We start from the raw sequence: 26,760 nt of genomic DNA on the forward strand, positions 1-26,760 counted from the left end.
ATAATATATTTAATCGTTGAGTGGTCTTTGTAAATGGATGCTATAATAAAAGGAGAGGCTGCTGTATTTATAACTAACTAGCATCAGCAGAGACTAGCTGTTTAATATGTATAATGTCTGAAGCGACTCTCTTTGAGAGTGCTTTACCGGCCTCTCTGTATAGGTGATTTCCGTCTGTAGTCTGGTATGCCCCTGAAGCATCAATATAATTGAGGTAATGCACGCCATGGCTTTCGGCCAGAGCTTGCATCTTTGCGTCAAAATTAGGGGAGTACCTTCTCTCTAGTGCGGCAAACTCTGAAGAAGTCGGCAGCCTCACCAGGAACACCTCTCCGTGCTGTTTCAGGAAATCTATCATTTCACTCAACGACTGTAGCCGAATCGGAGACAATGATCCTTCCCTGGCATATGTCTCATAGTCATTGAGCTTCCTGGCTGTTCTATTCTTTACTATGGCTGAATCCACTTTGATGTTCACCTCCAGCCAGCCATTTTTATGGAGCCTCATTTCCTTTTTGCCGCTACTAAACGCATTGTACAGTGGTTCCTGGTAAAACCGAAGCATGTACTCAAAGTTTGGGTTGACGTTCTTGAGGTGAATCTTAGAAATAAAGGAGTCCTTCTCGCGGAAGTGTTCAGGGCCCTTCTCCTTCCGGGTAAGGGAAGATACCGCCCACGGATCTACAGAGACAAGGAACAAGCCGTTTGTTGCCTTCTCATCTACCTTCTCTTTGATAAAGTCAAGGTAGGCAGGTCCAAAAGGAGAATGTGAGAGCGTGAAGGCTAAGTTCTGCATCCTGGGCGCCAATTCTTCAAATTCCTGCGGCTGGACGCCCTGCGCCGCCCTGGAGGTGCCGATGATCAGAGAAGGTGATTTGCTGGTTGTCAGTCGTGTGTAGAAAGGGTCCACGTAACCGGATTCGAACTTCCACGCCAGTGGTACCATGACCGCCGCCGCCAGCCCTACCAGTAGGGTAATTTTAAGTACGAAGTTTTTCATTAGAACTGGAAGTATATGAATTCATTGGAGCTGAACACACCGAAGTAAATCAGTATTAGAAGACAAACGGAGTACAGCCCCCATCTGAGGACAGGGTTAAAGTCAGTAATATGTAGCCGGAGCTTGCGGTTGCGTTGCAGGTAATGCGCACCCTCCATCACGCCAATAAAGAGCAAGGCTAGAATAAACTCCTTTCTATCCAGCCATCTAAGGTGCTCAACACCGCCAAAGGCTAACTGCGTTACAAATTCTTTTGTGCTTCCCGCCAAGTTTTGGAACATGTGTGTGGTAATGTACCAAGCATCCGAAATTGTGTTAGCCCTGAAGAATACCCAAGCCAGACACACTAGCGCAAAGGTAGTGATCACCTGCAGCGCCTTGTAAAAGGTTCTGTTCCTGTTCAGGCCCAGCCGCTCGACTAATGCATCGCGCCTCTTAGCAGTGAGCAGACCGAACACCTGGTAGAATCCGTGCAGCGCCCCCCACACGATGAAGGTCCAGTTGGCCCCGTGCCACAGCCCGCTCACCAAGAACACCACAAACAGGTTGTAGTACCAACGCCACTTCACCACCCTGTTGCCCCCCAGGGGGATGTAGAGGTAGTCCCTGAACCAGGTGGAAAGGGAGATGTGCCAGCGGCTCCAGAACTCCCGGATGGACTTAGAGAAGTAGGGCCTGCGGAAGTTCTCCATCAAACGGAAGCCCATCACCTGGGCCGTTCCGATGGCAATGTCGGAGTAGCCCGAGAAGTCACAGTAGATCTGGAAGGCAAAGAATACCGTGGCTATAATCAGGGGAATGCCCTCATAGTCGGTGGGGTTGTTGTAGACCTGGTTGACCATCAGGGCCAGCCTATCGGCAATCACCACCTTTTTGAACAGGCCCCAAGCTATGAGCTTCAGGCCATTAGTTACCCTGTCATAATCAAACTCGTGCTTTTCCTTGAGCTGGCCTAGCAGGTTGCCTGCTCTCTCAATTGGCCCTGCCACCAGCTGTGGGAAGAAAGTCACAAACAGGGCGAAGATGCCCAGGTGCCTTTCCGCCTTCTGCCTGCCGTAATACACGTCGATGCTGTAGCTCATCGTCTGGAAGGTATAGAAGGAGATGCCCATGGGCAGGAGCAGCTCAAAGGCTGGCGCGGCATAGCTTACCCCCAGCACATCAGCCAAGTCCTTGGCGGCTGTGTTGAAGAAGTTGTAGTACTTGAAGGTAAACAGGATGCCCAGGTTGGATAGCAGGCTCAGCCACAGCCAAGGCTTCCGCTTGGTCCGCTCCTCCTCGCTGTAGCGGTCCATCATGCGCCCGCACACATAGTCAATCAGCGTGGAGATGACCAGGATGATGGCGTAGTCCACGCGCCAGAACATGTAGAAAGTGTAGCTGGCAATCAGCAGCAGCGCCCACCGGAAGCGGTGCGGCAAGAGGAAGTAGAGCCCCACCACCGTCGGGAAGAAGACGAGGAACTCAAACGAATTGAAAAGCATAAGTTTGTTTAGCCACTTTGTAATTAAGTTGCGAATTTGTGCAATTTATTACTCCCTTAAAAGAAACTTATGAAGTAAATCTAAAGACGCTACCTATGAGAGTTCAAGAAGAATATTATGCTGTTTACAATAACATCCTTCTTGAACCTCTTTAGCTAATGAGAGGAACTTGTCCTATCTCCATGTTAGTAAAGCCCGTAATTACCAGTTCTAATTCCTCACCGCAATCATCAGCCCCAACTCCTTGTACCGCATACCGAACCTCTTGGCAATGTGTGCATTGGTGAGGCTGCCTTTGTAGATATAGACGCCGCTGCGGTAGTGCTCGTTCATGAACAGCACCTCGTTGATGCCGCCATACTTGGAGAACTCGGTGAAGATGGGCGTAAAAATATTGCTCAGGGCCTGGGAGGCCGTGCGGGGAACCCGCGAAGGAATATTAGGCACGCAGTAGTGGATGATGTCGTACTTGCGGTAGATAGGGCGGGAATGGGTGGTCATCTCGGAGGTTTCGAAGCAGCCGCCCTGGTCGATGCAGACGTCGATGATGATGGAGCCAGGATTCATTTGAGCGACCACGCTCTCCTCCACCACGCAGGTAATCTGTCCCTCATCAGCCACGAAGGCACCAATCACCACATCGGCCTGCTTGATTTCCTGGTACATGATGGCCTTGTCGAGCGTAGAGGTGAAGATCTGCGCTCCTACGTTGTGCTTCAGGCGGCGGAGCTTATAGATATGATTGTCGAATACCCGGACTTCGGCACCCAAACCCAAAGCAGCACGAGCGGCGAATTCGGCCACGGAACCGGCACCAAGTATAACCACCTTGGTTGGAGCCACTCCTGTAATGCCCCCAAGTATAATGCCCTTGCCCTCGCTGCTGCTGCTCAGGTACTCAGCGGCCACCATCATCACGGTACTGCCCGCAATCTCGCTCATAGCACGCACCACGGGTTTGGAGTCAGACTTGTCGCGGATCAACTCGAAAGAAATAGCGTTGATCTTTTTCCGGAGCAGTGCATTGATGTAATCAGAGGTAAGGTTGCCAAAGTGTAGGGCCGATATCAGCGTCTGCCCTGGCCGGAGGTATTCTATTTCGTCGTAAGTCGGGGGAGCAATCTTCAGGATGATGTCGGCCTGGTATACTTCCTCACAGGAGTAAACAATCTTTGCCCCGGCTTCAGAGTATTCGTTGTCGGAGTACTTGGAAGGGCTACCTGCCCCCGCCTCGATCTGAATGCGGTGCCCCTGGTCTGTGAGCTGCTTCACCGCGTCCGGCGTGAGGCCGATACGGTTCTCCTGGAAGGAAGTCTCCTTCGGGATACCAATAAACAAGCTCCTACGCCGCTCCTCCACCGCCAGCATCGACTCCTTCGGGTACAAAGCCGGACTCGTGGCAAGCTTTCCAAAATCTACGGCGAACTTCTCCGTCATACGTTCATTTAGTTAAGAGTTTAGAGTTAAGAGTTATCCTCTTATATCAACCTCTATTCCCTGACTCTGTTTATATGTAAAATTCATACTTTATACTTTACTGCTGGCTTTCCAGACCGTCGCTGGTGCGACTCGTAAGCTTGAACCAGCTTAGGGTAGTTTTTTCGTTATACTTATTTAAGCATGTTTACCGGGTCCAACCACCCCTAGCCCCTCCTTGTCTAAGGCGGGGAATTCTGTAATTACTGTTGCTGAAGTATAAGTTTTATATTTGCTGTCCTTGCGCGGACAGGTCGCGACCTGTCCCTACAAAGTATAAACCCACCCCTAAGAGCTACGCTCGCTAGCTCAAAACTACCGTTTCGGCTAGTCCAGAGGAGGGGAACAAAAACTTTGTAACCTTCTAACTTCTAAACTCCCCAACTCTTTAACTCCTAAACTCCCTAACTCTCACCTCTCTCTCCTCCCCTGCTGCGTCCGGCGTAATCACAACCAGCAGGTAGTGCTCGGGCAGCAGGCTTGGGATCATCGAGGGCCACTCGATCAGGCACAGGTTACCGGACTCAAAATATTCCGGTGCTCCTATGTCCAGGGCCTCACGCTCGTCGTTAATCCTATAAAAATCGAAATGGTAAATTAGTTTCCCCCTCCTGCCCTCATATTCGTTTACCAGGGCAAAGGTAGGGCTGCTCACGTTCTCTTCCACACCCAGCTGCCGGCAAACTTCTTTGATAAGCGTGGTTTTGCCGGCTCCCATCGGTCCCTCAAAAAGGATGATGGGCTCCGATTCAGCTTCCTGTAAAAGCACAGAAGCCGCCGCTGGCAAATCCTCCAACGACGACATCTTTAGCTGAGCCCGTTCAACTCCGGTAATATTATGCATTCTTCGGTGTAAGCGTTACATATGGTATGATGCACTCCTCCAGCGACACACCCCCATGCTGGAAGGTGTCTTTGTAGTAGTTCACATAGTAGTTATAGTTGTTCGGATAGGCGAAAAAATAATCTTCTATCGCGAATACAAACGTAGTGGAAACATTGGCCTTTGGCAAGAAAAATCGTTCCGGCTTGCGCACCGTGAACACGTCTTTATCGGTATAGCCCAGGTTCTTACCGTGCTTGTAGCGCAGGTTGGTGTTTGTATTTCTATCACCGATGATTTTAAAAGGCCTTTTTACCCGGATGGTGCCGTGGTCGGTGGTGATCACGAGCCTGCCCTTCTTCTCAGCGATCATTTTCAGGGTATCGAACAGCGGCGAGTGCAGGAACCAGGACTTGGTGATCGAACGGTAAGCTGACTCATCCGGGGCCAGCTCGCGCACCATGTTACTGTCGGTGCGGGCGTGCGAGAGCATGTCCACGAAGTTATAAACAATTACGTTAAGCTTGTTGTTGGCCAGGTTGCTGAACTTGCTCAACAAATCGCGGCCAGCTTGTACGTTTGTGATCTTGTGGTAACTATGCTTGTCGGTAATGCGGTTCTGCTGCAGCTGTATGTCCAGGAAATCGGCCTCGTGCAGGTTTTTGCCCTCCTCCTCATCGTCGCTCACCCACATGTTGGGGTACTTTTTCTGGATTTCGGTGGGCAACATACCCGAGAAAATGGCGTTTCGGGCATAGGCCGTGGTGGTCGGAAGTATGGAGTAGAACATCTCCTCCGACTCCACGGAAAAATAGTCCGAGATAAGCGGCTCGAGCACCTTCCACTGGTCGTAGCGCAGGTTATCGATGAGCACAAAGTACACCGGCCGGTCGCTCTCCTTCATCATCGGGAACACGCGCTCCTTGAACAACTGGTGCGACATCAGCGGGGCCTCGTCACTATCGCCGTTTATCCAGTCCTCATAATTCTCCATAATAAAGCGGGCGAAGTTGGAGTTGGCCTCGTCTTTCTGCATGTTGATCACATCGGCCATACTTTTGTTCTCCGTCTCGTCAATCTCCAGCTCCCAGTACACCAGCTTTTTATAGATGTCGGCCCACTCGCCCGGGCTCAGGCGCTCGCCGAAGGCCATGCCCAGCTGCCGGAAATCGCGCTGGTAGCTCATGTTCGTCTTCTCGCTCACCAGGCGCTTGTTCTCCAGTGCTTTTTTTACCGAGAGCAGGATCTGGTTTGGGTTAAGCGGCTTGATAAGGTAATCCGTGATTTTTGAGCCGATAGCCTCCTCCATAATGTGCTCTTCCTCGCTCTTGGTGATCATGATAACCGGCACAGCAGGGCGCATGGTTTTGAGCTCGTTGAGCGTCTCCAGCCCGCTGATGCCGGGCATGTTCTCATCCAGGAACACAATGTCGAAAGTGCGGTCGCGGAACTCCTCAATGGCGTCGGTGCCGCTGTTTACCGGTGTGATGTCGTAGCCGCGCTCCTCCAGGAAAAGGATGTGGGGCTTGAGCAGGTCGATCTCGTCATCGGCCCATAATATATTGTATCTTTGCATAGTTACTATTTTGTTGCTGGTTGTTAGTTATTCGCTGTTAGTTTTAAGCCCGGTGATTTGATGCTTTTGCCGCACCTATCGTGCCAATTATACTATACGTCTTTGACTGATGGCTTTGCATAAGCCTCATTCCCGAAGATATTTAAAGCAGGTAGCTGGCTTTATGTTCATTTTTATACTTCTACGCAAAGCGGAAACTTGCGGCATGGGTGCATAGGTGATGAGCTCACTAAGTATTCATAACTTCCCCTAACCCTGCCGCAGGATTGCATCTTGTGGCTAAACTTAGGGGCCTGCTTTCAACTGGCATAAACTTTAACAAATCACGCAAGTTAAAAACTTGCCTCATTACCACCACAAGTTGAAAACTTGCGGTATATATACCTGGTTAATCAAGCTAAACCCAAACCTCCGGCTTTGTGAACAAGAAAAAAATCTTCAACGACCCTGTATACGGCTTCATCACGGCCCCGACAGAGTTGATATTCGATATTATCGAGCACCCCTACTTTCAGCGCCTGCGCCGCATCAAGCAGCTGGGCCTTACGGAGATGGTATACCCGGGGGCGCTCCATACCCGCTTTCACCATGCTCTGGGCGCCATGCACCTGATGGACACGGCCTTGCAGACGCTCCGCAGTAAAAATAACGAAATAAACGAAACCGAATACGAGGCCTCGCTCATCGCCATCCTGCTGCACGACGTGGGCCACGGCCCTTTCTCGCATGCCCTGGAGACGGCCATTTTCCAGAACGTGCCCCACGAGCACCTCTCGCTGCACATCATGCACCTGCTGAACGAGCATTTCGGCGGAAGATTGAGTATGGCCATCGATATATTTACCGATAACTATCCCCGGCGCTTCTTCCACCAACTCGTTTCGAGCCAACTGGACGTAGATCGCCTCGATTACCTGAACCGCGACAGCTTCTATACGGGAGTATACGAAGGCAAGATTGGGGCCGACCGAATAATCAAGATGCTGGACGTGGCCAACGACAAGCTGGTGGTGGAGGAAAAGGCTATTTATAGTATAGAAAATTTCCTGGTGAGCCGCCGCCTGATGTACTGGCAAGTATACCTGCACAAAACCGTGATTAGCGCCGAAAACATGGTGCTGCGCGTGGTGCAGCGGGCCCGGGAGCTGCTGCAGCGTGGCGTGGAGGTGCCTGCCAGCCCCTGCCTCCGCTTTTTCCTCTCCTCCAACCTTACGCTGGACGATTTCAGACAGGATAAAAGTATACTTGAGCGCTTTGTCTCCCTCGACGACCACGACATCTGGAGCGGCATCAAGGAATGGGCCATGCACCCGGATTTTATACTTTCCTACCTGTCCAAAAGCATCCTGAGCCGCAAATTGTTTAAAGTACTCATCTCCAGCAAGCCCATCGAAGAGGACATGCAGCTGGGCCTGAAGGAACTGGTGCAGGAGAAGTATAACCTGGGCGAGGAGGAGATAAAATACCTGATGATCTCGGGCAAGATTGGCAACAACGCCTACGATGCCGAGGGCCAGACAATCGACATGCTCACCAAATCAGGTTACGTGGTGGACGTGGCAGAGGCCTCTGACCTGCCCAATATCCGCGCCCTGAGCTATAAAGTAGAGAAACACTTCGTTTGTTATCCGAAGGAAGTGGCGCATTAGCAGTTTTTTTGAAGTCTCTGAAAATAAGGCAGGAAGTATGGAGGCTTCCTGCCTTATTTTTTGGCGTAACTCTTCAGTCCTTTTCATGCATGAGGTTAAGTTCAAAGCCATCCTTTATACTTGTCTGAATCAGGATTTTCAGGATGAATGGATTTACAGGATTTATACTTGCCGAATTACACCCTATCGCTGGCGCGAGTTTGCAACCCGTGCCTACTATGAGGTTGGGTTTGTAACCCAACTGGCTTGAAAAGCCATACTTTATGCTTTGGCGGTGCTGCTATACTTAAGCTATACTTTTATATTTACTAGCTTATACTTTCCTAGCCGCTGCTTCCTTCTACTTGAACCAAGCTATCCTTACTAGCTGCCGTTTATCCTCCAGACTAACATACCTATTGTTGCATTTATACTTTGGAGCTCTCAAGCCCGAGAGGGCTCGCCTTCGGGCATCGCGCTGCTTTCGCTTCCTTTGCTACCCTTCGGTCGCAATACCCTCCGGGCACCGGAACCTCTCGAGGCGCTCAACCCAAAGGCTGGGATAAGGTCGATAGCCACAGCTGACGGAGCTTCAGCCAAGTCCCCCTTCGAAGGGGGTAGGGGCAGGTCGAGACCTGTCCGCGCGAGAACTGAAGATATAGAGCTTATACTTCGGCAAGCGTAACTTCAGACTCCCCTCCTTAGTCAAGGAGGGGCAAGGAGTGGTTGGACCCGGTATTGCAGAAAATCCCTCTCCAGTCGTAAAAAGATGGAAATACTTGCTCAACAAGTATACCCCACAATCTACTGCCAATACCCATGCAAGCCCCTCCTACGCCTAGGCATTGTCTCATAAAAAGCAGTGAAACTGAATCTGGTGGCAGCATTATACTTTGGGTTAATCATTACTTCTCTGCAAAGCCTCCTCCTTAAGGAACCCTCACCTCAGAAATCAACTTGAATCCTACACAGCGGCACCCCTCAACCACCAACCCACCACACGCTATTTCCATTCAAAGTATAAACTTCTATATAATGTGCAGGGCAGGATTTTTTTATTAAGTTTGCACCCCCAAAGCGTTAGCGTTTTTGAGTTTTTGCTCTAATTTTACAAAATGGAATTTACCGTTCAACAGATTGCTGACTTGCTGCAGGGCAAGATAGAGGGAGACACCACTGTAAAGGTCAGCACGTTAGCTAAGATCGAGGAGGCCCAGACCGGCGCCCTCGCTTTTCTTTCTAATTTGAAGTACGAGCCATTCTTATATACAACCAGTGCCAGCGCCGTGATTGTATCGGATAAGCTGGAACTCAAAAAAGAGACCAAGGCTACCCTTATCCGGGTAGAAGACCCCTACTCCAGTTTCTCCACGCTGCTGCAGTACTACCAGGCAGCGCTGCTGGCTTCTAAAACCGGTGTGGAAGAGCCCTGCTTTATGGGCCAGGGAAGCCAGATCGGGGAGAACCATTACCGCGGCGCTTTCTCCTACATCGGCGCCAACTGCCGCATCGGAAACAACGTGCGCATCTTCCCGCAGGTCTACATCGGCGACAACGTCACCATCGGCGATAACACCACCATTTTTGCGGGCGTAAAACTGTATGCCAACACGGTGGTGGGCAGCAATTGCACCATCCACTCCGGCGCCGTGCTGGGCAGCGACGGCTTTGGCTGGGCGCCACAGCCCGACGGCACCTACAAGGCTGTTCCGCAAATCGGGAACGTGGTGCTGGAGGACGATATTTCCATCGGGGCCAACACCACCATCGACTGCGCTACCATGGGTTCCACCATCATCCGCAGGGGCTCTAAAATCGATAACCTGGTACAGATTGCCCATAACGTAGAAGTGGGATCAGATACAGTTATCGCCTCCCAATCAGGCATTTCGGGTTCTACCAGAATTGGCAGCAACTGCGTTATTGCAGGTCAGGTGGGCATTGTGGGCCATATCACCATCGCCAACAAAACCACCATTGGGGCACAATCCGGCGTGTCTAAATCCGTTAAGGAAGAAGGACTCATCATTCAGGGCTCACCGGCCTTCGACTACAAGCAGAACCTGCGCGCCATGACCGTGTTCCGCAAGCTGCCCGAGCTGCAGCGGGACCTGGAAATACTGAAAGAGAAAGTATAAAAGCGCATACAAGGCTCAGCTGTACGGCTCTGAAAGTATAACTTTCAGGTTTGGCAAGTATAGCCGGATACCAAAGTATAATTCAAGCTACGTTAGCAAGAGCGCATCCGATCATGCTTCTGTCACGCCGCTGGTATAGGTTTGGCCTTATCCTGTACTTTCTTTTCGTCTTGCGGGCGTTAGTTTATCCACAAAAGTTGGCAATACCCTATTTTATATCTTAAGTTTGCAGGGCCAAAGCCTTGGCTAAGGGTAGCCTGCGCATCACCCAACACGAGCACTTACACGACTATAGATACGTGAATGAACGATAAACAGCACACCATCAAAGCTCCGGTAACTGTATCGGGCATTGGGTTGCACACCGGCGTGGTTTCGAACATGACCTTCAAGCCCGCGCCTATCAACCATGGACACAAATTCCAGCGCATCGACCTGCCTGGCAAGCCCATCATTAATGTAGATGTGGATAACGTGGTAGACCTGTCAAGAGGCACTACCATTGAACAGAACGGCGCGCGCGTAAACACCGTGGAGCATACCCTGGCTGCCCTGGTTGGCCTGCAGATAGACAACGTACTTATAGAGCTCGATGGCCCGGAGCCCCCCATCATGGACGGTTCTTCTATAGAGTTTGTGAAGGTGCTGCACGAGGCGGGACTGCAGGAGCAGAACGCACTGCGCAACTTCTTCGAGATCACCCAAGGGCTCAGCTACAAGGATGAGGCCCGTGGCGTAGAGATCGCCGCCCTGCCTTTAGACGACTACCGCGTAACCGTGATGGTGGATTACAATTCGCCGGTACTTGGCAGCCAGCATGCCTCTATCACCAACCTGGAGCAGTTCGAGAAAGAAATCGCCCCCTCCCGCACCTTTGTGTTCCTGCACGAGCTGGAGATGCTCTACAAGCAGAACCTGATAAAGGGCGGCGACCTGGATAACGCCATCGTGATTGTAGACCGTGTGGTGCAGGACGAGGAACTGACGCACCTGTCGGAGCTGCTGCAGAAGCAGAAGGTAGAGGTGAAAGAGGAGGGCATCCTGAACAATACCGAGCTGCGCTTCAGAAACGAGCCGGCCCGCCACAAGCTGCTCGATCTGCTGGGTGACCTGGCCCTGATCGGTCGTCCGATAAAAGGCCAGATCCTGGCTGCCCGGCCCGGTCATGCGGCCAACATTGCCTTTGCCAAGAAGGTGAAGAAGATGATCCACGAGGCAACTATCAAAAACGTGCCTACCTACGACCCGAAGAAAAAGCCGGTGATGGACATCAACCAGATAGCTGCCACGCTGCCGCACCGTTATCCTTTTCTGCTGATCGATAAAATTATCCATTTAGACGATACCACGGTTATGGGCGTTAAGAACATAACCATGAACGAACCGTTCTTCCAGGGCCACTTCCCGGGCAACCCGGTTTTACCGGGGGTTATCCAGATAGAGGCCATGGCACAAACTGGCGGGATTCTTGTGCTGAACACGGTGGAGAACCCGGAAGACTACTGGACTTATTTCCTGGGCATAGACAAGTGCCGCTTCAAGCGCAAGGTTATTCCGGGTGATACGATAATTTTTAGATGTGAACTGCTGGCTCCTATCAAGCGCGGTATTGCCAAAATGAGTGGTCAGGCCTTTGTGGGCGGGCAACTGGTAATGGAAGCTGAAATGTCGGCAAGTATAGTAAAGAAAGACGCATGAACCAGCCATTAGCATACGTACACCCAGAAGCCAAGATTGCGCATAACGTTGTTATTGAGCCGTTTGTAACAATCCATAAGAACGTGGAGATCGGCGAGGGAACCTGGATTGGCTCCAATGCCGTGATTATGGAAGGTGCCCGCATCGGCAAGAACTGTAAGATTTTCCCGGGAGCCGTGATATCCTCTATCCCGCAGGACCTGAAGTTTGCCGGCGAGGTAACCACCACCCACATCGGGGACAACACCGTTATCCGCGAGTACGTAACCGTGAGCCGCGGCACCATCGACAAAATGAAAACCGTTATCGGCAAAAACTGCCTGGTGATGGCCTACGCCCACGTGGCCCACGACTGTTTGATTGGGGATAACTGCATTATCGGTAACTCGGTGCAGATTGCCGGCCATGTGGAGGTGAATGACTATGCCATTGTCAGCGCCGCTACGCTGGTGCACCAGTTCGCCAAAATCGGAGCCCACTCCTTTGTATCCGGTGGCTCGCTGGTGCTCAAAGACGTGCCTCCGTTTGTGAAGGCTGCCCGTGAACCGCTCTCTTACGCTGGCATCAACTCCATCGGCATGCGCCGCAGGGGCTACGTGAGCGAGCAGATAAACGAGATTCAGCACGTATACCGCATCCTGTTCCTGAACGGCCTGAACAACAGCCAGGCGCTGGATAAGATCGAGTTGGAGCTTTCCCCGAGCAGGGAGCGCGACGAGATCATCAACTTTGTGCGCAACTCCGGCCGCGGTATCATAAAAGGCTATTTCGCAAAAGATGCTAGTTAACCTAACGGACTTAGGTAAACGCTATAACTACGAGTGGATTTTCCGGAACCTGACCTACACGTTTGAGTCGGGTACCTCTTACGCCATACTGGGGCATAACGGGTCCGGAAAATCCACACTTCTTACCATCATTGCCGGGCACAACCTGGAAAGCGAAGGCCAGCTGAAGTATACTTTCTCCGGCAAAGCTGTTGCGCAGGACCAGGTGTACCGCCACCTCTCCCTCACAGCCCCCTTCCTGGAGCTGGTAGAGGAGTTCACCCTGCTCGAGCTCATCGATTTCCACTCCCGCTTTAAGCCGCTGCGCCAGAACCTGAGCAAGGAGCAGCTGGTCGACAGGATGGGCCTGCAGCGCTCGAAAAACAAGTTCGTTAAGGATTTCTCCTCTGGCATGAAGCAGCGCCTCAAACTAGGCCTGGCCATCTACTCCGACAGCGCCATGCTCCTGCTCGACGAGCCCACCACTAACCTGGATCAGGAAGGTGTTGCCTGGTACCAGGAGCACGTCTCCCAGAACAAGGCAAACCGCCTCATCCTCGTCGGCTCCAACATTCAGCACGAGTACAGCTTCTGCGACGAGCAACTGCGCATTTCGGACTACCACCCCTTGCCGAAAGTTCGTTGATCGTTGATCGTTATTAGTTGTTCGTGGGATGATTTTTACTTGGCCGGGTTGCTTAGGCTATACTTATCCCTTTATCTACCGCAGGTTTTCAACTTGTGGTGAACATGAGGCCAGTTTTCAACTGGCGAAAGTATAAGCCCGGGAAGCGCCTTTGTAAACAGGCTGCTATAACTCCGCAGTACTCAAACTACTGCTAATTAATTCAAAAATTACGTAACAGGATAAGGCGGGCGCCACAAGTCCGCTAAAGGTAAACCGTAAGGAGTGAATGGAAGCCCGACAGTTCGAAGGATTTATACTTTCAACCGCATCCGAAGTATAAATTTATACTTGCCATACTTCCGCAAACCCAAGGATGTGCTTTCCTGTGCAGGCTGCTATGCTTGCACCTACTCCAAACTATAGACGGACAACTATCAACGAATAACTAATAACGACTAACAACAAGCAAGCTATAAGCAAAAAATTACCATTTTACACGGAAGCTAGCTAAATTTGCAGGCACAATAATTCTATACTATGGGACGCGCATTTGAATTCAGAAAAGCCCGTAAGTTTAAACGCTGGGACAAGATGTCGAAGGCCTTTACGCGCATCGGCAAAGAGATAGTGATGGCCGTGAAAGAAAGCGGTCCTAACCCCGATACAAACTCCCGCCTGAGAGCAGCTATCCAAAACGCAAAAGGCGTAAACATGCCGAAAGACCGCGTGGAAGCAGCCATCAAGCGTGCCTCTTCCAAGGAGGAAAAAGACTATGAAGAGGTAGTATACGAGGGCTACGCACCGCATGGCATTGCCGTGGTGATAGAGTGCGCCACCGATAACCTGAACCGTACAGTTGCCAACGTGCGCATGCACTTCTCCAAAGGCGGCGGCTCGCTGGGCAAAACAGGCTCCCTCGACTTCATGTTCGATCGCAAGGGCATCTTCAAGGTATCTGCTGAAGGAGCGGACCTGGAAGAGCTGGAACTGGAGCTCATCGACTTCGGCGCCGAGGACATTTACGAGCACGAGGGGGAGATCATCATAGAGACGCCTTTCACTGAGTTCGGCAACATGCAGAAGGGCCTGGAGGAGAAAGGACTGAACGTGATCAGCGCCGAGGTGCAGCGTATCCCGACCACCCGCACCGAGCTGACCGAGGAGCAGGAGGAAGAAGTGCTTAGCCTGATAGAGCGCTTCGAGGAAGACGACGATGTGCAGGCCGTGTACCACAACATGGCCTAAGTATAAGAATCTAACACCAAAGTGGCTGCCTGGGTACACTCGGGCAGCCACTTTATTTTTAATAAATACGTATCCACACGTATCCAAAAAATAAACTTCATTATGCTGCTGTACTTTCTCTTCTTCATCGGCTTTGTCCTCCTCATTAAAGGGGCCGACATCCTGGTGGATGGAGCTTCTTCCATTGCCAAGCGCTACGGCTTATCCGACATGGTCGTAGGCCTGACGATCGTTTCCTTCGGCACCTCGCTTCCGGAACTCATCGTTAACATCCTCGCCAGTATGGAAGGCCAACCCGAATTAGCCATCGGCAACGTATTTGGCAGCAACGTAGCCAACCTCCTGCTTATACTTGGGGTTACCGCCATCATATGCCCCCTGCCCATCAAGCGGGCTACTGTGCTCACAGAGATCCCTTTTTCCCTGATTGCCACCCTGCTGGTGGGCTTCCTGGCTAATGCTACCCTGTTCAACAACCGGTACGACCTATACATCAGCCGCCTCGACGGCGCTATACTGCTGGGTTTCTTTGCGATGTTCATGATTTATATCTACCACGTGGCCAGAACCAACAAGGACGAGGTGGTGGTGGAGGACGACGCAGTGCTGATGCCTATCTGGAAATCAATATTTTTCATCCTGCTGGGGGCAGGAGGCCTGTTTTTGGGTGGCACCTGGGTGGTGGACGGAGCCGTGCACATCGCGCAATCATTTGGGCTGAGCGAATCATTCATTGGCCTAACGATCGTGGCCATTGGCACCTCGCTTCCGGAACTTGTAACCTCTGCGATGGCTGCTTACCGCCGCAATATCGATATTGCCGTTGGCAACGTGGTGGGCTCTAACATTTTCAACCTGCTCTGGATCCTGGGCATCAGCGCCCTTATTACGCCACTACCCTTCAATGTAATGAACAATTCAGACATTGTGATGATGATCCTGGCAAGCGCAATGCTTGTACTTGCGCTGCCCATTGGAAGGCGCAATGCCATTGATCGGCTCAATGGTATAGTATTCCTACTGGTATACTTTGCCTACATCACTTACCTCGTAATGAGAGGCTAAATCCAGACACATAAGTATAAACGAGCAAGCCCCTTTTCATGCAATGAGGGGCTTGCTCGTTTATACTCCACAACCACCCTCCAGCTTGCCCATTCTGCAAGCCATTCTCAAGAAAGGCTTAGCCCCTCTACCTCCCTGGACCAGCTTTCCTCAAGGTCTACTCAGCTCCTTTGCTTCCGGCCTTTTATACTTTGCTGGCCCGGCGCTTTTATACTTCATTCAGCGCTCAGCCCCTCCCCTTCTGTTTCTGTGGGTAGTAAAATGCTACTGCACACCAGCAACATACAATCAACTGACCATCAAGATACTAACACTTTAAACCACAGAAGTGAAGTAGTCGTGACGTAGTGGTAGCGTAGCAAAACTGTAGCTACTTCTTTTGGATCCGATTTGATTGCCCCTGTAATTAATTCATCTTTGACACATAAAAGTACCCGATGTTATACGACAGATTTTGGGGTGCATTTTGTGGAAATCAGTAATTGATTAATCACGACGAGACAAAACAACCTATCATTTTTATTTCACCTAATAACATTTTGTATGAGAAGAAAACTATACACAGCACTGGGCTGTATCACCCTGGCTGCCAGTTTTACCTCCGCAGTAGCGGCAGGCGGCACCCTAGGGCTACAGCCTTTGCCCCTCGAAGCTACCCAGGCAAACACCCTCACCGGAAAAGTGTCGGATGAGAATGGCATGGGCCTTCCGGGCGTAACGGTGGTGCTGAAAGGGACTACGAGAGGCACAACCACGGACGCAAACGGCAATTTCTCCCTATCCGTGCCGGACGCAAACGGAACGCTGGTGTTCTCTTTCATCGGCTACCTCTCCCAGGAAGTGCAGATAAACAACCAGTCCGCCTTCCAGATATCGCTGGTGCCAGACGCCAAGGCACTCGAAGAAGTAGTGGTGGTAGGCTACGGCACGCAGAAAAAGAGTGTGGTAACAGGCGCTATCAGCAGCGTAAAGTCCACAGATTTGGAGAACCAGCAGATTACGAGGGTGGAGCAGGCGCTGCAGGGCCGCACAACCGGTGTAACCGTTGCCAGTAACTCTGGCGCTCCGGGTGCAGCGGCCACCGTGCGCGTGCGCGGCATCACCACCCTGAACAGCAACGATCCGCTGTATGTTGTAGATGGCGTGGTAGTAAACGGTGGGATCGATTACCTTAACCAGGCCGACATCGAATCGATTGAGGTGCTCAAGGATGCGGCCTCTGCCGCCATTTACGGTGCCCGTGCCGCTACGGGGGTTATACTTGTAACCACCAAGCGCGGCAAGTCTGGCGCTATCAACGTGAACTATAACGGCTACCTGGGTACACAGGCCCCGGCCAGAAAGCTGGACCTGCTCAACGCGACAGAGTATGCCACGCTACGTAATGAGGCCTCGGTGAATGGTGGCGGCGGCATTGTGTACCAGGACCCCAGATCACTTGGCGAGGGCACCGACTGGCAGGAGTATGTGTTTAACGACGACGCCCGCATTCAGAACCATGAGTTTAGCATTAGCGGCGGCGGAGATAAATCGACTTTCTTCATGTCTTATGGCTACCTGGACCAGGAAGGCATCGTTACCAGCGAGATATCCAACTACAAGCGCCACAACGTTCGCCTCAATTCTAATCATAAAATAGCCAGCTGGCTGACAGTGGGGCAAAACCTGGGCTACTCACACATCAAGAGCCAGGGCAGCCTGAACCCTAACACCGAGTTCGGCGGACCGCTCAGCTCAGCCATCAATTTGGACCCCACCACGCCTGTGCTGATCACAGACCCGGCCATCATCAACGACCCAAGCAGCGTGTATAACAGGCAGCCAACGGTATGGAGCCCGCAAGGCTATCCTTATGGCATCTCTACCACAGTGCAGCAGGAGATGACAAACCCACTGGCCTACATTCAGACGCAGCTGGGTAACCACGGCTGGTCCGACAACATCGTGGGGAACGTGTTCGCGGAGTTGGAGCCAATTAAAGGACTGAAGTTCCGCTCTACAGTAGGTACTAAACTGGCCTACTGGGGTGGCGAGAGCTTCCGCCCTATCTACTACCTGAACGCTTCCACGCAGAGCACGCAAACGGCCTTTAACCGCGACAGGCACAAGACCTTTGACTATAATATAGAGAACATCCTCTCCTATACCCGCTCGATAGACAAGCACAACTTTACCCTATTGGCAGGACAGGGCGCCTACCGCGACAGCCATACCAGTGGTATTTCCATCTCCTTTACCAACATTCCGGCCAAGACGTTTGATGAGGCTTCCTTTAACCTGAAAGTGCCGACCGCCAACCGCTCTTCCGACGCCTACGAAGGCATAGACCATACCGTGAGCTCGCTGTTCGGGCGCGTGGTGTATGACTACGACGAGAAATATTTGTTTACCGGTATTATCCGCCGCGACGGCTCCTCCCGCTTTGGCACCAACAACAAGTATGGCTACTTCCCATCCGCCTCCATCGGGTGGGTGGCCTCCAACGAAAACTTCTGGCCAAGCAATGATGTAGTGAACTTCCTCAAAATCAGAGGTTCTTACGGGGTGGTGGGCAACGATGCGCTGGGTGATTTCCGCTACATCTCTACCGTAGGCCCGGGCCGTAACTATACGTTCGGCAACGATATCTACCTGATTGGCTACAGCCCGGATGCCCCTGCCAACCCGGACCTGCGCTGGGAGGAAACGACCCAGACCAATATCGGCTTCGAGACCAACCTGTTCCAGAACTGGACCCTGACCTTCGACTGGTACAACAAGAAAACTTCCGGCATTCTGCAGCAGATAGACCTGCCTGGTTACGTAGGCGCCACCGGCAGACCGTGGGGCAACGTGGCCGACATGGAAAACCGCGGCGTGGAGCTGGAACTGGGCTACGGCCAGCAGATCGGCGAGTTCAACTTCAGGGTGAGCGGCAACGTTTCCTACCTGCAGAACGAGATTACCTACTTGGGTGATGGCAAGGAGTTCCTGGAGGGCGGTGAGAACATTCAGAACCTGTCTTACCCGCTCACCCGCATGGCGGTTGGGCAGTCTTACGGCGCTTTCTACGGTTTCCGCACCAACGGCATTTTCCAGAACGAGGAAGAAGTACAGAGCTACAAAAACTCCGAAGGCAGAGTGATACAACCGGATGCTAAACCGGGAGATTTCCGCTGGGTAGACCAGAACGGCGACGGGCAGATAAACGGCGACGACCGCACCTTTATTGGAAAGCCGCTTCCGGACTGGACGTTTGGCATCAACTTCACAGCCAACTATAAGAACTTCGACCTGCTGATTTTCGGACAGGGCGCGGCCGGCAACCAGATCTTCCAGGGCCTTCGCCGCCTCGACATTCCGAATGCGAACTGGCAACAGGCAGCTCTGGGCCGCTGGACAGGCGAGGGCAGCACGAACGAGTACCCAAGGCTGACTACTGCAGACGATAACCGCAACTTCACCAACCCTTCCGACTTCATGCTGGAGGACGGCGACTACTTCCGCATCAAGACCCTGCAGCTGGGTTATACTTTGCCAAGCTCGCTTACCTCAAAGATTTCCATGCAGAAGGCGCGCGTGTACGTGAGCAGCAACAATCTAATCACCTTCACCAACTACACCGGCTATGACCCCGAGATTGGCGGCAGCATTTTTGGCATCGACAGAGCCTTCTATCCGCAGGCGCGCTCTTTTATGGTGGGTGTTAACATCGGATTTTAACTTTTTAGAAGAGACAACATGAAACGTACCTATATACATTACCTGGCTGTAGCTGCACTGGCTTTACCCCTGCTCAGCTCCTGCGAAAAAGAGTTTCTGGAGGTAGACCCGCGGGGCACCGTGCTGGAATCAAACTACTATGCCAACCCTGAACAGGCCTTTGCCGGCGTGGTGGCAGCCTACGACCCGATGGGTTGGGAGGCCGGAGGCACCTACCATAACATTGGTGCCATCAACGCCGCTTCCGACGACGCCTATGCCGGTGGCGGTGGCTCCTCGGACATGAACACCTGGCAAGTATGGAACAATTATACCTTGGACCCGGCCATCGGTCCGCAGGGCGAGTACTGGAACAGGAACTTCACCGGCGTGTCCCGCTCGAACACCCTGCTCGAGAAAGTGCAGGGTGGCATCCCCGGCCTGGACAACGTAACCTCCGCGCGTTATGCAGCGGAGGCCAAGTTCCTGAGAGCCTATTACTACTTTGAATTGGTGCGCTTATTCCGCAATGTGCCGCTCTTTACGGCCTCACTTTCCACCGACCAGATATACAATGTAGAGCAGGTAGGCCCGGACCAGGTATACACCCAGATAGAGAAAGACCTGACGGAAGCCATTCCGGACCTGCCCATGACCGTGTCTGCAGCCGCTGAAGGCGGTCGCGCTACGCAGGGTACGGCCAAGGCGCTGCTGGGCAAAGTATACCTTTATCAGCAAAAGTGGCGCGAAGCAGCCACCCAACTGGCAGACGTGAATGGCACGCCCGGCGGCACAAGCCAGTACGGCTACAAGCTACTGGATAACTTCGGCGACATCTTCCGTCCAACCAACAAGTACCACAGCGAGTCCATTCTGGAGATTGGGCATACAACCCAGGCAAATGCCGACTGGGGTAGCTGGCCGAATTTCGAGGGCAACGTGGCTGTGACCATGTTTGGCCCGAGGGGTTACGCCGGCCCGACCTATGTGGCAGGCTGGGGCTTTAACCCGCTTACCCTGGACCTGGTGAATGCCCTGAAAGGCGACCCACGCTACAAGTATACCGTTGCCAACATCGACAGCCTGGAGCAGGCCGGCCTCGCCACCTACGAAAAGGGTTACCAGAACACCGGTTATTTTGTAGAGAAGTATGCGCCAAAAGTGGAGTGGAAAACCACCGGTGGCGGCGAACCGCTGCTCAACTGGCCTAACAACTACATCGAGATTCGTCTGGCGGATACGTACCTGATGGAGGCTGAGGCATTGTTGCAGGGAGGTGGAGACGCCGGCCGTGCCGCAGAGCTGCTTAACGCCGTGCGGGCCCGTGTAGGCCTGGCTGCAGTGCCTGCCACGCTGGAGAACATTTACAAAGAGCGTCGCCTGGAACTGGCCACTGAAGGCCACCGCTGGCACGACCTGATACGCACCGGCAGGGCTGCTTCTATACTTGCCCCGTTCGGCTTTGTGGCCGGCAAGCATGAGGTGCTGCCTATCCCGCAGGCAGAGCTCAACAACACCAAGCTGGTGCAGAACCCTGAGTACAGATAGGCCTTAGGCAATTACTTTAAAAGCAAGAAATTATGAGACATAGCATTTTCATAAACAATTTTTACGTCCTGCTGATGGCGGTGCTGCTGACAGGTGCTTTTTCGGCCTGTACGCCCGAGTCATCAGACAAGGAACTGGCTCCTGCCCCAACCGCCGAGATGGTGAAGTTCACGGCAACGCCGACCGCAGACAACGCAAACATCATCAACTTCCGGAATGAGACACCCGGAGCTTTCAAGGCCATCTGGGACTTTGGCAACGGGGGCGCCGCGGAAGGCGACCAGGTGCAGGGCGCGTTCGCGGTGGAAGGTGATTATACTGTAACGCTGACAGTTTTCACCAGCGGCGGGTACGCCAAAAGCTCGCAGGTTATCCATATCGCCGAAACGGACGTGTCGATGCTGGACCGGGAGGACTACAACTTCCTGACCGGTGGCGCGGAGGCTGCAAATGGCAAGACCTGGGTGATGGAGAAAGACTTCCGCGGCCACCTGGGTGTGGGTGAGAACGTGGCAACGAACCCATCCCCTAATTGGTGGGCTGCCGGTGCGAACGAAAAAGCCGGGGTTGGCATGTATGATGACGAGATGACCTTTAAACTGGAAGGCTTCTCCTATACGTACAAGAACAACGGTGATACTTACGCCAACAAGGATTATGCAACTGAGATTGGGGGAGCCTCCGGAGCCTCTGAAGACGTGACCGTATCTTACACGCCACCGACCAACCTGAGTTGGAGCATCACCGAAGATAACGGTGTTAAGTACCTGACTATCTCAAACAGTGGCTTTTTATCCTACTATGTGGGCGTTTCCAAGTATAGAATCCTTGCCCTGTCGGAGAATGAGATGTACCTGATGAGCGGGCAGAAAGGGGTTCCGGGTAATGCGTGGTTCTACCGCTTCGTGCCGAAAGGCTACACCCGGCCGGTAGAGGAAAAGCCTTACAAAATCACCGACATCTACGACGACTTCGACACGAACGGAAATGTGGTATGGAAAACCGAGAACCTGCTGCTCAACGAAAGCTATGACAACCCGGCTCCGTTCCCGATAAACAAGTCTGCGAAGGTAGCCATGTATGTGAAGCAGGCAGGCCAGCAGTATGAGTTCGCTAACATGTTCACCGACTTTGAGCATAAGCTGGATTTGCGCGAGCGCCATGTGTTCAAGATAAAGGTGTTCATCCCGGGCTACAATGATTTTGAGACGGCCGAGGGAGAAACATGGGCTAACCCGCGCCTGCTCAAACAGGTTTCCATCAAGCTGCAGGATGGTACCTCCTCGCAACCCTGGGCAAACCAGGTGGAGGTAAAGCAGCAAGTGGACAAGCTGAACGAGTGGGTAGAGCTGACCTTTGACTTCGGAGCCGCCGAAACCATCAACAGAAAAGACCTGGACAGAATCGTGATACAGGCAGGCGGCGAGGGCAACTTTATCCCCGGCATCTTCTTCCTGGACGATTTCAGACTGGAGTAAGCCTTTAAAAAAGTATGGCCCGGCCGACATTCGGGCCATACTTTCATCTCAAAGTATAAAGTTGAACTGCAGGGAGACAATCGCTTTGCCATGCCTGCTAAAAGCCACAAAGTATATGTTATTGCTAGGAATAAAACAGATGCTGCTGGCCCTGATTGCCTGCGGCACGGTGTTCTCTTATGCGGCCTGTAGCCAGAAAGACGAACCCAAACCCTATATAGCCACTCCTACGGCCCCGGTCGACAAAAACTGGAAATTCGAGGCCACACCAGTCTGGGCGGATGAGTTCGATTACACAGGCGCTCCAGACCCCAAGAAATGGGGCTACGATACAGGCGGCCATGGTTGGGGGAACAACGAGCTGCAGTATTACACTGATAAAGCCGCCAACGCCAGCGTGGCCAACGGTGTGCTTACCATCACTGCCCGCAAAGAGAACGAAGGCGGCATGGAGTATACTTCGGCCAGGCTTGTCACCAAAAACAAAGGCGACTTTTTGTATGGCAGAATAGAGGTGCGGGCAAAGCTGCCGACCGGAAAAGGCACCTGGCCGGCTATCTGGATGCTGCCAACCGACTGGGCCTACGGGGGCTGGCCAAAATCCGGTGAGATAGATATTATGGAGCACGTGGGCTATGACCAGAACAACGTGCACATCACAGTGCATACCGAGGACTATAACCACGGCAAAGGCACCCAGAAAGGCAAAAGCAAAATAGTGCCCACCGCCAGCACCGCTTTCCACAATTACCGCGTGGACTGGACTCCTTACTCCATCAAGGGCTTCATTGATGACGAAAAAGTATTTGAGTTTATCAACGAGGGCAAAGGCTTTGCCTCCTGGCCATTTGATAAGCGCTTTCACCTGCTGCTCAACATCGCGGTTGGTGGCAACTGGGGAGGCGCTCAGGGTGTGGACCCTACCGTTTACCCGCAAAGTATGGAAGTGGATTATGTGCGCGTCTACAAACTGATTGAAGGGTAAGGCACAGCGCTTGCTATACTTTAGGAGAATATCTTTTACTCCTCCGCCTGCTTATACTTTGCTTCTGCAGCTTACAAGGTAAATTTTAGACAAAGCGAAAGGCCCGGTAACTTAGCCGGGCCTTTTTTATAGGTTAATATTTGAGTATAAACTCCGTCAGGTTTACCTCCTGCTCCAGGTTCAGCTTCTTCCGCAGCCTATAGCGGCTGGTTTCCACGCCCCGTAGCGACAGGTTCAGCAGCGAGGCGATTTCCTTGCTTGTCAGGTTCATGCGCAGGTAGGCACAGAGCTTAATGTCCCGGTGGGTGAGGTCGGGGAAGTCGTGGCGCAGCCGCTTGAGGAAACCCTGGTGCAGCTGGTTGAAATGCAGCTCAAACTGATCCCAGTTGTTCTCAACTTTGATGTCTTCTTCCACGGAGCGAAGTACCTTGCGTAGCTGGTGCAGCGCCTGCCTGTCCTCTACCTGCTCCATCACCGTCTGCAGCTGCCCCCGCACCTTGTCTATCGTCTCCAGGCTTTGCATCACGTGCATGGCCGAAGAAGCCAATTCCTTGCTCTTGTGCTCCAGCTCGCTCTCCAGCTTTTCGTTATTCAGCCGGATAACCTCTTTCTCGGCCTTCAGCACCTCTTCTATGTAGGCGGCCTCTTTCAGGCGAAGGGCTTTTTCCTGCTCCTCCCGCAACTGTCCCTGCTGCAGGCGCACCCGGCGGTCTATCAACCGCTTTAGCAACCAGATGGCCAGCAGGCCTAGCAGAAGGTACACGGCTTTGGCCCAATAGGTGCTGTACCAGGCCGGCAGAATGGTAAAAGTATAGGCGGTTTCCCCGCTCTCATGGCCATACACATCGCGGGCTTTTACTTTAAAAGTATAGGTCCCCTCCGGCAGGTTGGTATACTCTTTTTGCTTGGATGTCCCCCACCCGGACCAGTTTCGGTCGAAGCCCTCCAGCATGAACTGATACTGCACGTGGTCATTGTCCAGGAAGGTGACACCGCTGTAGGTAAACTTCACCGAATTGAAAGTATAGGGGAGCTCCGGCCTTAGCCCGGCTGGCTGGCTGATGGACAACTGCCCCTGGTGCAGGAAATCCCCGCCCGAGATGAGCGAATCTGTGGCCCCGTCCGTGGCGCTAACCTGCCTGATCAAGGTATGGAAAGTATGGTCTGTACTTTCAGTTTGCCGGAAAGTGGGATGGTAGTGCACAAAGCCTTCGTCGGTACCGATTAACATATTGGCCCGGTCGTAGTGCGCGATATGCTCAAAGCCTCCTACCAGCTTGTCGTATAGCTTGTTAAATATGTTTTTCTCTACCTCAAAGCTGCCGTTAGCCTTTTTCTTCAACACCCCTACCTCTTTTCCGGCTGAGAACCATATATGCCCGTCCGCGTCCTCCACCAGTTTCCGGATATGCACATCGGGCGCAAACAGCTTGCTGAACACCGGGTGCACCTCAAACTTGTCTGTGCGCTTGTTATAGGTAAAGACGCCCCGTTCTCCGGTAAACACCAACTCACCGTTTATCTTAAATACGTTGATGAAGATGTTGGAAGGAAAACCGCTTGCCTGTCCGTAAAAATCCACCCTGGCCGCCCTGCTCAGGTCGTCAGAGAGCTTTAACTTGTAAATCCCCTTGTAGCCGTGGGCAATCCAGATATTTCCGGCTTCATCCTCCTCCATCACCCGGGAGGACTCGCTGAACCCCTCAATGGTGCGCACGAATTTCAGGTTATCCCCCTCAAATTTATAGAGCAGCAGCCCATTGTAGGTACCGCACAGCAGGTAATCGGGGTGGGATTTTAAGGGCAGGAACAGCCAGGCGCCCCGGTGATCGGACAACCGTTCGGCAACACCGTTTTTTACCTGGTAAGGCCCTTCGTGGTGAGCGAGCAGCAGCCGGTCGCGTATTTTCTGGAGGTTGTATACTTGCCCCTGTGTATGCTCTACCAGCCGGAAAGGAGCCGGCTGAATAGGATTTTCGCCTTTAGACCACTGCTTAAAGTATAGCCCGTCGCTGGTGCCCAGGTATACTTTGCCGCTGTCGAGCATCGAGGTATAGGCTGTGCCCGGCAGCCCGCTATAGGCGTTGAAATGGGTAAAGGCAGAGTTCGTCTCCACATAGCTGATGCCGTTGTTGAGCCCCAGCCAGAGGTTTCCCGCGTCGTCCTCGTAAATGCTGCGGACAGTGTTGTTCTGCAGCCCCTTCTCGATGTTGAGGTGCTGCCGCGGCGTGCCATCCTTATCGGTGAGCAGCAGGCCGTTGTGCGCCGTGCCAAACGCCAGCCCGTTGGAGAAGGACATGACAGTGTTTATCCGGGCCTCCTCCAGAAAAGGGCTCACGGGTAATTTCCATGCCGTAAAGTGGTTATAGCCATCGTAGGCGAAGAGCTTGCCCTGGTTGGTTACCAGCAGCATGCCAGCCTTGTGGTGCGGCAGAATGCCCGTGATGGTGTAGCCCTTGAGCACATCGCTGTTGGGGATGAGGGTCATTTTGCCGGCGCTTATCTCATAGAGCCCTTTCTCCGGCACCGGCACATACAGCGTGTTGCGGACATAAAACGGAAAACCCCAGGGCAACTCCGGCAGCCGGTATACCTGAAACTTGTCGTTTCGGAGGTGATAGATGGCCTGCACGGTGCAAAAGTACACGCCGTCGCTCGTGACATAGGTTTTCCAGACATCATCAAATGAGCGGTCTGCTTCCGGAATCTGGTCCTTTAACGACACAAACTCCATAAGCCCCTGGCGGTTGGGGCTCAGGTAGCCGAAGTCGTTCTGTCCGCCCACGTAAATAGTGCCGTCCTTGCCAATAGCCAGGGAGCGGGCAATGGTGCGGTTGGGAAGTATAATGACGCGCCAGTTGTTGCCGTCATACTCCAGCACCCCGTAGTTGTTGCCGAAATACATCACCCCGCGGTGGTCCTGCACCGCTGCCCAGTTCTGGGCCGAGGCATTATACTCTTTCTGCCCATAATTCCGGATAAAAGGAATCCCCTCGTCCTTTACCTGGGCCAGTACAGGATAACACACCAGTAGCACGTACACCACCACTGCAATATACTTTCTCATTTAACCCCTCCTGTGTTTACCTTACCTGTAAGCATGCGTCCTTCTAATTTAGGAGTTGCTAGCCTCGCTGAACCCAAAAGTTAAAAATAAATAAAAATATATTTCTATAGGATATCTTAAAAATACATCACGTCAGATTATTCTACTTTGAGCCTGCATCCGGGCTTATAATTATCCAAGTATATTGTAATCCTTTACAAAAGTCAATCGTAAAACTATAGGACTAAAAATTGGTACATGCCCAAGTTCAAAGCTATTAAAAGAGGCATGCCAAACCGTCCCTGACCTTAGCCTGTACCCTGCTTTCTGACGCGCACAAAGCCCTGTGCTTGTGCCTGCTTCCAGCGTTTTTATGGCAAGAAAGGATATCAGGCCCGCCTGTCAGGACCCGGTCGCCGGCTCACCCATGAAGCCGGCCAAGTACTAAGGATGTGTTGTTGTAGAACTGCGGGGAAGACCTTATTAAAGTATCA

17 protein-coding genes are annotated in these 26,760 nt (G+C 52.4%); 11 read left to right on the forward strand and 6 right to left on the reverse strand.

From position 1 onward, the window contains the following. Positions 1 to 73: 73 nt before the first annotated feature. The 5 genes from C8N40_RS21770 to porX form a co-directional block, all read right to left on the reverse strand. Complete coding sequence (locus tag C8N40_RS21770; RefSeq protein WP_108213927.1) at positions 74 to 1,000, reverse strand: SGNH/GDSL hydrolase family protein; 927 nt, start codon at positions 998 to 1,000, stop codon at positions 74 to 76. Further along, positions 1,000 to 2,484: an MBOAT family O-acyltransferase gene (locus C8N40_RS21775; protein ID WP_108213928.1), complete on the reverse strand. Its 1,485-nt coding sequence runs from the start codon at positions 2,482 to 2,484 to the stop codon at positions 1,000 to 1,002. Before C8N40_RS21775 ends, C8N40_RS21770 begins: the two co-directional genes overlap by 1 nt. A gap of 210 nt (positions 2,485 to 2,694) precedes the next feature. Continuing rightward, positions 2,695 to 3,921 (reverse strand): alanine dehydrogenase, encoded by a 1,227-nt coding sequence (locus C8N40_RS21780; RefSeq protein WP_108213929.1) that lies wholly within the window; start codon positions 3,919 to 3,921, stop codon positions 2,695 to 2,697. Between the two features lie 427 nt (positions 3,922 to 4,348). Beyond that, positions 4,349 to 4,804 (reverse strand): tRNA (adenosine(37)-N6)-threonylcarbamoyltransferase complex ATPase subunit type 1 TsaE, encoded by a 456-nt coding sequence (tsaE, locus tag C8N40_RS21785; RefSeq protein ID WP_245905230.1) that lies wholly within the window; start codon positions 4,802 to 4,804, stop codon positions 4,349 to 4,351. Then, entirely contained in the window at positions 4,797 to 6,359 is a 1,563-nt protein-coding gene (gene porX / locus C8N40_RS21790) for a T9SS response regulator signal transducer PorX (protein WP_108213931.1), read from the reverse strand. Before porX ends, tsaE begins: the two co-directional genes overlap by 8 nt. A gap of 419 nt (positions 6,360 to 6,778) precedes the next feature. Between porX and C8N40_RS21795 the strand changes: the two genes are divergently transcribed. From C8N40_RS21795 to C8N40_RS21845, 11 genes are all read left to right on the forward strand, one after another. After that, a complete protein-coding gene (locus C8N40_RS21795) occupies positions 6,779 to 8,008 on the forward strand; it encodes an HD domain-containing protein (RefSeq protein ID WP_108213932.1) in 1,230 nt (409 codons plus the stop codon). Positions 8,009 to 9,102: 1,094 nt separating this feature from the next. After that, positions 9,103 to 10,125, forward strand: coding sequence for a UDP-3-O-(3-hydroxymyristoyl)glucosamine N-acyltransferase (gene lpxD / locus C8N40_RS21800; protein WP_108213933.1), 1,023 nt, complete (start codon positions 9,103 to 9,105; stop codon positions 10,123 to 10,125). Positions 10,126 to 10,428: 303 nt separating this feature from the next. Next, entirely contained in the window at positions 10,429 to 11,823 is a 1,395-nt protein-coding gene (locus tag C8N40_RS21805) for a bifunctional UDP-3-O-[3-hydroxymyristoyl] N-acetylglucosamine deacetylase/3-hydroxyacyl-ACP dehydratase (protein ID WP_108213934.1), read from the forward strand. Further along, positions 11,820 to 12,611, forward strand: coding sequence for an acyl-ACP--UDP-N-acetylglucosamine O-acyltransferase (lpxA, locus tag C8N40_RS21810; protein WP_108213935.1), 792 nt, complete (start codon positions 11,820 to 11,822; stop codon positions 12,609 to 12,611). Before C8N40_RS21805 ends, lpxA begins: the two co-directional genes overlap by 4 nt. After that, positions 12,601 to 13,236: an ABC transporter ATP-binding protein gene (locus tag C8N40_RS21815; RefSeq protein WP_108213936.1), complete on the forward strand. Its 636-nt coding sequence runs from the start codon at positions 12,601 to 12,603 to the stop codon at positions 13,234 to 13,236. The genes lpxA and C8N40_RS21815 overlap by 11 nt, the downstream gene beginning before the upstream one ends. Positions 13,237 to 13,755: 519 nt before the next feature. Further along, positions 13,756 to 14,463: a YebC/PmpR family DNA-binding transcriptional regulator gene (locus C8N40_RS21820; protein WP_108213937.1), complete on the forward strand. Its 708-nt coding sequence runs from the start codon at positions 13,756 to 13,758 to the stop codon at positions 14,461 to 14,463. Between the two features lie 102 nt (positions 14,464 to 14,565). Then, a complete protein-coding gene (locus tag C8N40_RS21825) occupies positions 14,566 to 15,528 on the forward strand; it encodes a calcium/sodium antiporter (RefSeq protein WP_108213968.1) in 963 nt (320 codons plus the stop codon). Between the two features lie 543 nt (positions 15,529 to 16,071). Further along, on the forward strand, positions 16,072 to 19,230 hold the full coding sequence (locus C8N40_RS21830) for a SusC/RagA family TonB-linked outer membrane protein (protein ID WP_108213938.1): 3,159 nt from the start codon (positions 16,072 to 16,074) through the stop codon (positions 19,228 to 19,230). A gap of 18 nt (positions 19,231 to 19,248) precedes the next feature. Further along, the gene (locus C8N40_RS21835; protein WP_108213939.1) at positions 19,249 to 20,757 is read left to right on the forward strand and encodes a RagB/SusD family nutrient uptake outer membrane protein; all 1,509 of its coding nucleotides are present in this window, start codon (positions 19,249 to 19,251) and stop codon (positions 20,755 to 20,757) included. Positions 20,758 to 20,789: 32 nt separating this feature from the next. After that, positions 20,790 to 22,235, forward strand: coding sequence for a PKD domain-containing protein (locus C8N40_RS21840; protein ID WP_108213940.1), 1,446 nt, complete (start codon positions 20,790 to 20,792; stop codon positions 22,233 to 22,235). 115 nt (positions 22,236 to 22,350) lie between these two features. Further along, positions 22,351 to 23,220: a glycoside hydrolase family 16 protein gene (locus C8N40_RS21845; protein WP_245905231.1), complete on the forward strand. Its 870-nt coding sequence runs from the start codon at positions 22,351 to 22,353 to the stop codon at positions 23,218 to 23,220. 133 nt (positions 23,221 to 23,353) lie between these two features. Here C8N40_RS21845 and C8N40_RS21850 read toward each other — a convergent pair whose 3' ends face one another. After that, on the reverse strand, positions 23,354 to 26,287 hold the full coding sequence (locus tag C8N40_RS21850; RefSeq protein WP_108213942.1) for a ligand-binding sensor domain-containing protein: 2,934 nt from the start codon (positions 26,285 to 26,287) through the stop codon (positions 23,354 to 23,356). Between the last annotated feature and the right edge of the window lie 473 nt (positions 26,288 to 26,760).

The sequence above is a fragment of the Pontibacter mucosus genome (genome assembly GCF_003054055.1).
Taxonomy (GTDB): domain Bacteria; phylum Bacteroidota; class Bacteroidia; order Cytophagales; family Hymenobacteraceae; genus Pontibacter; species Pontibacter mucosus.

Bases quoted from the DNA above. Each gene is read 5' to 3' on its own strand.
- C8N40_RS21805 (WP_108213934.1), top strand. From the start codon at position 10,429: ATGAACGATAAACAGCACACCATCAAAGCTCCGGTAACTGTATCGGGC.
- tsaE (WP_245905230.1), bottom strand. From the start codon at position 4,804: ATGCATAATATTACCGGAGTTGAACGGGCTCAGCTAAAGATGTCGTCG.
- lpxD (WP_108213933.1), top strand. From the start codon at position 9,103: ATGGAATTTACCGTTCAACAGATTGCTGACTTGCTGCAGGGCAAGATA.
- C8N40_RS21775 (WP_108213928.1), bottom strand. From the start codon at position 2,484: ATGCTTTTCAATTCGTTTGAGTTCCTCGTCTTCTTCCCGACGGTGGTG.
- C8N40_RS21850 (WP_108213942.1), bottom strand. From the start codon at position 26,287: ATGAGAAAGTATATTGCAGTGGTGGTGTACGTGCTACTGGTGTGTTAT.
- lpxA (WP_108213935.1), top strand. From the start codon at position 11,820: ATGAACCAGCCATTAGCATACGTACACCCAGAAGCCAAGATTGCGCAT.
- C8N40_RS21815 (WP_108213936.1), top strand. From the start codon at position 12,601: ATGCTAGTTAACCTAACGGACTTAGGTAAACGCTATAACTACGAGTGG.
- C8N40_RS21840 (WP_108213940.1), top strand. From the start codon at position 20,790: ATGAGACATAGCATTTTCATAAACAATTTTTACGTCCTGCTGATGGCG.
- C8N40_RS21830 (WP_108213938.1), top strand. From the start codon at position 16,072: ATGAGAAGAAAACTATACACAGCACTGGGCTGTATCACCCTGGCTGCC.
- C8N40_RS21825 (WP_108213968.1), top strand. From the start codon at position 14,566: ATGCTGCTGTACTTTCTCTTCTTCATCGGCTTTGTCCTCCTCATTAAA.
- C8N40_RS21835 (WP_108213939.1), top strand. From the start codon at position 19,249: ATGAAACGTACCTATATACATTACCTGGCTGTAGCTGCACTGGCTTTA.
- porX (WP_108213931.1), bottom strand. From the start codon at position 6,359: ATGCAAAGATACAATATATTATGGGCCGATGACGAGATCGACCTGCTC.
- C8N40_RS21820 (WP_108213937.1), top strand. From the start codon at position 13,756: ATGGGACGCGCATTTGAATTCAGAAAAGCCCGTAAGTTTAAACGCTGG.
- C8N40_RS21845 (WP_245905231.1), top strand. From the start codon at position 22,351: ATGTTATTGCTAGGAATAAAACAGATGCTGCTGGCCCTGATTGCCTGC.
- C8N40_RS21780 (WP_108213929.1), bottom strand. From the start codon at position 3,921: ATGACGGAGAAGTTCGCCGTAGATTTTGGAAAGCTTGCCACGAGTCCG.
- C8N40_RS21770 (WP_108213927.1), bottom strand. From the start codon at position 1,000: ATGAAAAACTTCGTACTTAAAATTACCCTACTGGTAGGGCTGGCGGCG.